This window comes from Streptococcus sp. E24BD (genome assembly GCF_041807825.1).
Lineage (GTDB): Bacteria > Bacillota > Bacilli > Lactobacillales > Streptococcaceae > Streptococcus > Streptococcus entericus.
The window spans coordinates 1-6,326 of sequence record NZ_JBGTZB010000061.1; the positions used below are offsets into that span (position 1 = coordinate 1).

5 protein-coding genes and 12 tRNA genes are annotated in these 6,326 nt (G+C 44.8%); 1 reads left to right on the plus strand and 16 read right to left on the minus strand.

Annotation, left to right across the window (positions count from 1 at the left end; translation table 11 throughout):
• Nucleotides 1-156: 156 nt before the first annotated feature.
• The gene (locus ACERC5_RS09765) at nt 157-1,020 is read left to right on the plus strand and encodes an RluA family pseudouridine synthase (protein WP_373660655.1); all 864 of its coding nucleotides are present in this window, start codon (nt 157-159) and stop codon (nt 1,018-1,020) included.
• 24 nt (nt 1,021-1,044) lie between these two features.
• Here ACERC5_RS09765 and ACERC5_RS09770 read toward each other — a convergent pair whose 3' ends face one another.
• The 16 genes from ACERC5_RS09770 to ACERC5_RS09845 all read right to left on the minus strand — a co-directional run bounded on the left by ACERC5_RS09770 (nt 1,045) and on the right by ACERC5_RS09845 (nt 6,279).
• Entirely contained in the window at nt 1,045-2,013 is a 969-nt protein-coding gene (locus ACERC5_RS09770; protein WP_018368518.1) for a ribose-phosphate diphosphokinase, read from the minus strand.
• A gap of 213 nt (nt 2,014-2,226) precedes the next feature.
• A complete protein-coding gene (gene pcsB, locus ACERC5_RS09775) occupies nt 2,227-3,462 on the minus strand; it encodes a peptidoglycan hydrolase PcsB (RefSeq protein ID WP_373659668.1) in 1,236 nt (411 codons plus the stop codon).
• Nucleotides 3,463-3,536: 74 nt separating this feature from the next.
• Entirely contained in the window at nt 3,537-4,067 is a 531-nt protein-coding gene (gene mreD / locus ACERC5_RS09780; RefSeq protein WP_373659669.1) for a rod shape-determining protein MreD, read from the minus strand.
• Complete coding sequence (gene mreC, locus ACERC5_RS09785) at nt 4,060-4,899, minus strand: rod shape-determining protein MreC (protein ID WP_373659670.1); 840 nt, start codon at nt 4,897-4,899, stop codon at nt 4,060-4,062. Before mreC ends, mreD begins: the two co-directional genes overlap by 8 nt.
• A 53-nt stretch (nt 4,900-4,952) precedes the next feature.
• Nucleotides 4,953-5,040, minus strand: a tRNA-Ser gene (locus ACERC5_RS09790).
• Between the two features lie 34 nt (nt 5,041-5,074).
• Nucleotides 5,075-5,147: transfer RNA gene (locus ACERC5_RS09795), tRNA-Phe, on the minus strand.
• 3 nt (nt 5,148-5,150) lie between these two features.
• A tRNA-Met gene (locus ACERC5_RS09800) sits at nt 5,151-5,224 on the minus strand.
• 52 nt (nt 5,225-5,276) lie between these two features.
• Nucleotides 5,277-5,366, minus strand: a tRNA-Ser gene (locus ACERC5_RS09805).
• Nucleotides 5,367-5,372: 6 nt separating this feature from the next.
• Nucleotides 5,373-5,446: transfer RNA gene (locus ACERC5_RS09810), tRNA-Ile, on the minus strand.
• Nucleotides 5,447-5,468: 22 nt separating this feature from the next.
• Nucleotides 5,469-5,542: transfer RNA gene (locus ACERC5_RS09815), tRNA-Met, on the minus strand.
• A 5-nt stretch (nt 5,543-5,547) separates the two neighbouring features.
• Nucleotides 5,548-5,621: transfer RNA gene (locus tag ACERC5_RS09820), tRNA-Pro, on the minus strand.
• 82 nt (nt 5,622-5,703) lie between these two features.
• Nucleotides 5,704-5,776 (minus strand) — tRNA-Thr (locus ACERC5_RS09825).
• Between the two features lie 11 nt (nt 5,777-5,787).
• Nucleotides 5,788-5,869: transfer RNA gene (locus ACERC5_RS09830), tRNA-Leu, on the minus strand.
• Nucleotides 5,870-5,950: 81 nt separating this feature from the next.
• Nucleotides 5,951-6,023: transfer RNA gene (locus tag ACERC5_RS09835), tRNA-Lys, on the minus strand.
• 91 nt (nt 6,024-6,114) lie between these two features.
• Nucleotides 6,115-6,187 (minus strand) — tRNA-Asp (locus tag ACERC5_RS09840).
• Nucleotides 6,188-6,206: 19 nt separating this feature from the next.
• A tRNA-Val gene (locus tag ACERC5_RS09845) sits at nt 6,207-6,279 on the minus strand.
• Nucleotides 6,280-6,326: the final 47 nt, after the last annotated feature.

Here is a 6,326-nt window from a genome sequence, read left to right on the forward strand (position 1 = left end):
GTCCACTGGTGGAACCATCATCGCATTCACGGTAGTCTCGATTACCAAACACCTATGGTTAAGCGAGTTATCGCTTAACAAAAACACTTTATAAAAATTGTACAGAAAAGGGGTGACTTTTCAGAGTCTACCCTAGCAATACCTAAAGGAGCACACATGACAACCTCTTACACCATTCACAACACCTTTGCGGATTGTAGCGTGAAAGAGCTTCTAGAGAAGCACTTACTCATTCCTCGAAAAATTAGGCATTTCCTACGGACAAAAAAGCATCTCTTGGTCAATGGCAGAGCTGTCAACTGGCAGAGCTCAGTCCATCTCGGAGATGTCATCAATCTAACCTTTGATGAGGAAGACTACCCTCAAAAAACACTGCCTGCTGGCAATGCTGACCTCATTGACTGCCTCTACGAAGATGACCACCTCATCATTGTTAACAAGCCAGAAGGGCTCAAGACCCATGGCAATGAGCCCACAGAAATCGCTCTGCTCAATCATGTCTCCACCTATGCTGGCTGCGTCTGCTATATCGTCCATCGATTAGACATGGAAACGAGCGGTGCTGTGCTATTTGCCAAAAATCCCTTTATCCTCCCTCTGCTGAACCGCCTCCTGGAGCAAAAACGTATCAAGCGCCAGTACCTCGCTCTGGTTGATGGTATTCTGCCCAAGACTAGGACGATTAGCGATAAAATCGGTCGTCATCGGCATGATCGGCGAAGACGCGTCGTTGATCATCGACACGGACAAGTAGCCCTCACTCGAGTAAGCCCAGTTCAGTTTGACGGGCAGCAAACGCTCGTTAGTTGTCAGCTCGAAACAGGACGCACCCACCAAATCCGTGTCCACCTGTCACACCAGGGACTGCCCTTATTAGGCGATCCGCTTTATCATCCCAAACCTAAAGGCAGGCTCATGCTTCATGCCCATCAACTCAACTTCACCCATCCCCTCACACGTCAAGAGATTGCCGTCACTTGTTCGTCTGAAACCTTTGAGCAAGCCCTCAAAACTCCCTAGCAATTTATTGATAGGGAGTTCATTTTATTTTGGAGTTGATAGGGCAAAAAGTGGTGATAACGGACGCTTTTCATGGATGCGGATAATCGCTTCAGCAATCAAATCTGCGATTGAAATCTGTTCAATCTTATCAATGACACGATTTTCTGGAAGGAAGATGGTGTCTAACACCACCAGTTTTTCAATAGCAGAGCGCTCAATATTATCCAAGGCAGGTCCTGATAAGACAGGGTGCGTACAGCTGGCATAAACCGAAACAGCTCCCGCATCACGCAGAGCATCTGCAGCGTGACAGATTGTCCCTGCTGTGTCGATCATGTCATCAATTAAAATACATGTTTTCCCAGCGACACTACCGATGATATTCATCACTTCACTTGTATTCATCTTGTCAACGCTACGGCGCTTGTCAATAATTGCCAGTGGAGTTTGTAAAAACTGGGCCAATTTTCTCGCCCGAGGCACGCCACCGTGATCTGGGCTGACCACCACATAGTCTTCTCCAGTCATCCCACGTCGAATGAAGTAGTCAGCAATCAGTGGCGCTCCCATCAAATGGTCAACAGGAATATCGAAAAACCCTTGAATCTGAGACGCGTGCAAATCAACCGTCAACAAACGGTCAACACCAGCAATTTCAAGCATGTTGGCAACTAATTTGGAGGTAATTGGTTCACGTGAACGTGCCTTTCTATCCTGACGAGCATATCCATAGTAAGGCATGACAACATTTACAGTCTCTGCACTCGCACGTTTCAAGGCATCTACCATAATCAAGATTTCCATCAGGTTATCATTGACTGGTGAACTAGTGGATTGTAAGATAAAGACATGATGACCACGAATCGATTCTTCGATATTGACTTGAGTTTCACCATCTGAAAACTGACGAACAGATGACTTCCCAAGCGGGATACCGATAATATCAGCTACTTTTTCAGCTAACTCTTGGTTAGACGATAAGGCAAAGAGCTTCAAATTTGAATACGACATAGAACCCTCCAAAAATTTTCGTTACCTCTATTGTAACCCTTTTTAGCGGAATTTTCAATAAGAAAAGGAAATAAGATATTGACTTAAAGAGCCATTGCCAAATAACAACCCGAATCTATTTATCAAGTTGTCTCAAATATTTAATAATCTAGTCTTGCTAGCTGAGCCTTTTAATATAAAAAACAGGACTTTTCCAAGTCCTGATAATGCACTCTAATTTGGATAGATGTAAGATACAACCCCTTCGCTAGTGGTTGTTGGGTTAAACCAACCACGGTGGTTATCAATGTAGCGTTTGCCCATCATGTTAGATTCTTGGACTTGAATCTTCGTATCGCTTTCAACAGCAACAACGTAAGCAACGTGACCATAACCATGATAGCCACCTGTCCACACTGCAACAGCGCCTACAGCCGGTGTCGTACCAACACGGAAGCCAGCAGCACGGGCACTCGCTGCCCAGTCACCACCATTACCCCAATAGTTTCCAACCCATGGAGCCAATTGTTTGACACCCCATGTACACTCACCAACAGGATAGGTGCTGTAATCATAAGATACTGTTGTCGTAGCGGCAGTCGTGTAAGTTTGTTGAGTTGCTGGGGCAGCTGCTTGTGCTGGTGCTACTAACGTCTGCACAGTAGGGGCAGCTGACTCCTGCACTGGAGTTGCAACCGCTGCACGAGAAGCTGCAATAGACTGCACCTGAGCCTCAGCTTGAGCCTTGGCCTCCGCTTCTGCACGAGCTTTTTCCTCAGCTGCTACACGAGCTTTTTCCTCAGCTACACTCTTTGCAGACAAGAGACTAGCTTTTTCCTCTTCAGCAGTTGTCAGAGAAGCTTGTAAATTAATTTGAGCAACTTCTAACTCTGCCTTTTGAACATTTAAAGCATAGGTGTTCTCGGACAAGGTCACAAGGTTTGCCTCAACAGTGTTAATAGCTTCTTGGTTAGCCTTTTGTTTTTCTTCGATATTGGTTTTATCCGATTGTTGTTGCTTCAACAATTTTTCATTAGCTGAAATAACCTTACGAATCGCCATGATTCGGCTAACCATTTCTGATAACGAGTCAGCTTCTAAAACTGTATTGATATACGTTGATGCTTGTTGATTTTTCTGTGCACTACGTGCTTGCTTTTTCAACTGACCATTTCGTGCCACAATTTTTTGTGACAAGCTATCAATCTCTGCAATCAATTCTTTTGACTCAGCTTGTAACTCTTCGTTTGTTTTAGTGAGCTCATCTTGCTGCGCTTCTAAATCAGCAACTTGTTTTTCTAAACTGGAAACTTGACTTTGAGCTTGTGCTTGTTCTGCTGATAGATTAGCGATGGTCGCATCGGTCTGCGCAATCTTCTTGTCAAAATCTTCAGCAAAAACAGACAGTGGTGCAACTGTATTCAAGAATAATCCACTAACCAATGCTGCTGAAATAATTTTATTTTTCATAGAATAGACACTCCTTCTAGTTTAAGACATTACCTATTTTAACAAAAAAAAGGGCTGAGTATGTTACACCTATATTACAGTTCGGTTGATATTTGACGAAAATCAACACCCCTAAATAAAACCGGTTCTAGGTAACGAAAGAAGAAAAATAAGGTCATCCCATTAAACAGTATCGTCCCAGGCATTTGACGATTAAAGAACTCTGAAAATGTCACCGTTGTTAACTGGTAAAAATAGCCCAGCCAGTAGAGGCCTACTGGAAATAACACCTGTAAGAGAACTAAGGCAAAAGCACGATCCCATTTCCCCTTTAGCCAGTAACGCCTAGTGATTGATAAAATAAAATAAACCAATGGAAATAGTACGGTCGCAAGCCCAATGGTCAGTAAATAATGCTGATCGTAAAATAACCCCAGCAAGACTAGGCTAAGATAACTGAAAAGATCCCGCCATAGGATACTGATATAGAAAATACTAATCAAGAGAAACTGACTCGTTACCAGCCAGCGGAAGTCAGTCAAGCCAGATAGGAAAAAGGAAATCTGCCCATCCAAGAAAAAAGTCACCAGCATAATTAACCAGAGGAGAACACGTTTCTTAATCATTTCCACCCTCCCCTATTAGTGTCACAGAAGTCAAGCTGGTATTATTGACAGCAGGCGTCACATAAGCCATCAGAGCTTGGTCTTCTGTCCGAGCAATTTCCTTAACCTGCCCAATGGTGATTCCCTCTAGCCCGGTGCCATCAAGCCCACTAGTCAAAACTTTATCACCAACCTTAATCGGCAGTTGCTGATTAAACTGACTTAGCTTAAGGGCCTCTTTTTCAGTATCATAGCCGAGCACCATGCCGTACAAGGTTCCTGATGCTGTTTCTATTCTTGCGCCAATTGCCGTTTGACGAGCCGTATTAGTCAGTAACTCAACCTGAGATGTCGTGTCATTCAGCTGGCTAATGGTTCCAACAAGACCCTTATCTGTCACTGCAAGCATGTGTGATGTTACCTGATCTTTCGCCCCTTTATCCAGTGTAACCATTTCTAGCCAAGATAAGGTCGAGCGATAAATCACACGAGCAGAGAGAAGTTGCTGTGCTGAAATTTCTTTCTTGATTGACAATGCCTCACGGAGTGTCGCATTATCATTTTCCAAACGCTCAATGATACGATCTTGATTTTCTAAGGTTGACAAACGTTGTTTCAGCGATTTATTTTCATTATAGGCTTGAAACAAGTCCGTAACTTCCTGCCCAAAATCAGTAGCCAAGTCTACAGGTAATCTCATGAAGCTGGTGAACTGAGCTAGAACAGCTGCTGGAAAATTAGCCAGCTGCTTTGTTGCTTCTCGATTACCCGAGACAAAAAAAAGCAATGATACCAGTAACAAAGCACTTGTCATTGCAAAAATAATCCATTTAGAAAAACGTCGTTTCTTCATCTTAGCACCCTCACTTAACAAAAAACGAGATAACTATCTACCTCGTTTACTTACGGAGAATGAGGGATTCGAACCCTCGCGCCAGTTACCCGACCTAACGATTTAGCAAACCGTCCTCTTCAGCCTCTTGAGTAATTCTCCAAGACATTATATCAGCACTAAGCTATTTTAACTATGGCGCGAGACGGAATCGAACCGCCGACACATGGAGCTTCAATCCATTGCTCTACCAACTGAGCTACCGAGCCTTATTGCGGGAGCAGGATTTGAACCTACGACCTTCGGGTTATGAGCCCGACGAGCTACCGAGCTGCTCCATCCCGCGTTAATAATAATTTTCAAATAATAGCTGAGCAATAAACTCAACTACTATCTTAAGGAGGATGTGGGATTCGAACCCACGCACGCTTTTACACGCCTGACGGTTTTCAAGACCGTTCCCTTCAGCCGGACTTGGGTAATCCTCCGCTAAATGGACCTTGTAGGACTCGAACCTACGACCGCTCGGTTATGAGCCGAGTGCTCTAACCAGTTGAGCTAAAGGTCCAAAGTCATCCACAATATGAAAATAGCGGCGAAGGGGATCGAACCCCCGACCTCTCGGGTATGAACCGAACGCTCTAGCCAGCTGAGCTACACCGCCACATATCGGGAAGACAGGATTCGAACCTGCGACATCTTGGTCCCAAACCAAGCACTCTACCAAGCTGAGCTACTTCCCGAAAATGCACCCTAGAGGAGTCGAACCTCTAACCGCCTGATTCGTAGTCAGGTACTCTATCCANTCATCTTCTTTTAGAAGAATGCCGGCTACATGACTTGAACACGCGACCCTCTGATTACAAATCAGATGCTCTACCAACTGAGCTAAGCCGGCCTATTGCTTAATGCGGGTTAAGGGACTTGAACCCCCACGCCCGAAAGCGCCAGATCCTAAATCTGGTGCGTCTGCCAATTCCGCCAAACCCGCATTCATGACTCGTGCTGGGCTCGAACCAGCGACNAGATCCTAAATCTGGTGCGTCTGCCAATTCCGCCAAACCCGCATTCATGACTCGTGCTGGGCTCGAACCAGCGACCCATTGATTAAAAGTCAATTGCTCTACCAACTGAGCTAACGAGTCTAACCTATTTTATTCTATCCAAGATAATAAGTAGAAAGACTGCTGTCTTTCATTATCTGGTTACTTGAAACATCACGGTGTGATGTTTCAACGGTCCCGACGGGAATCGAACCCGCGATCTTCGCCGTGACAGGGCGACGTGATAACCGCTACACTACGGGACCTATTAAGTTTCCTTAATAATGGGAGTTAACGGGATCGAACCGCTGACCCTCTGCTTGTAAGGCAGATGCTCTCCCAGCTGAGCTAAACTCCCCAACGAGGATTTCTCCTCAGTATCTGCTAAGCAACTACCATATCTCA

Coding starts and splice junctions, on each gene's coding strand:
- ACERC5_RS09765 (WP_373660655.1), top strand. CDS start 157: ATGACAACCTCTTACACCATTCACAACACCTTTGCGGATTGTAGCGTG.
- ACERC5_RS09770 (WP_018368518.1), bottom strand. CDS start 2,013: ATGTCGTATTCAAATTTGAAGCTCTTTGCCTTATCGTCTAACCAAGAG.
- pcsB (WP_373659668.1), bottom strand. CDS start 3,462: ATGAAAAATAAAATTATTTCAGCAGCATTGGTTAGTGGATTATTCTTG.
- mreD (WP_373659669.1), bottom strand. CDS start 4,067: ATGATTAAGAAACGTGTTCTCCTCTGGTTAATTATGCTGGTGACTTTT.
- mreC (WP_373659670.1), bottom strand. CDS start 4,899: ATGAAGAAACGACGTTTTTCTAAATGGATTATTTTTGCAATGACAAGT.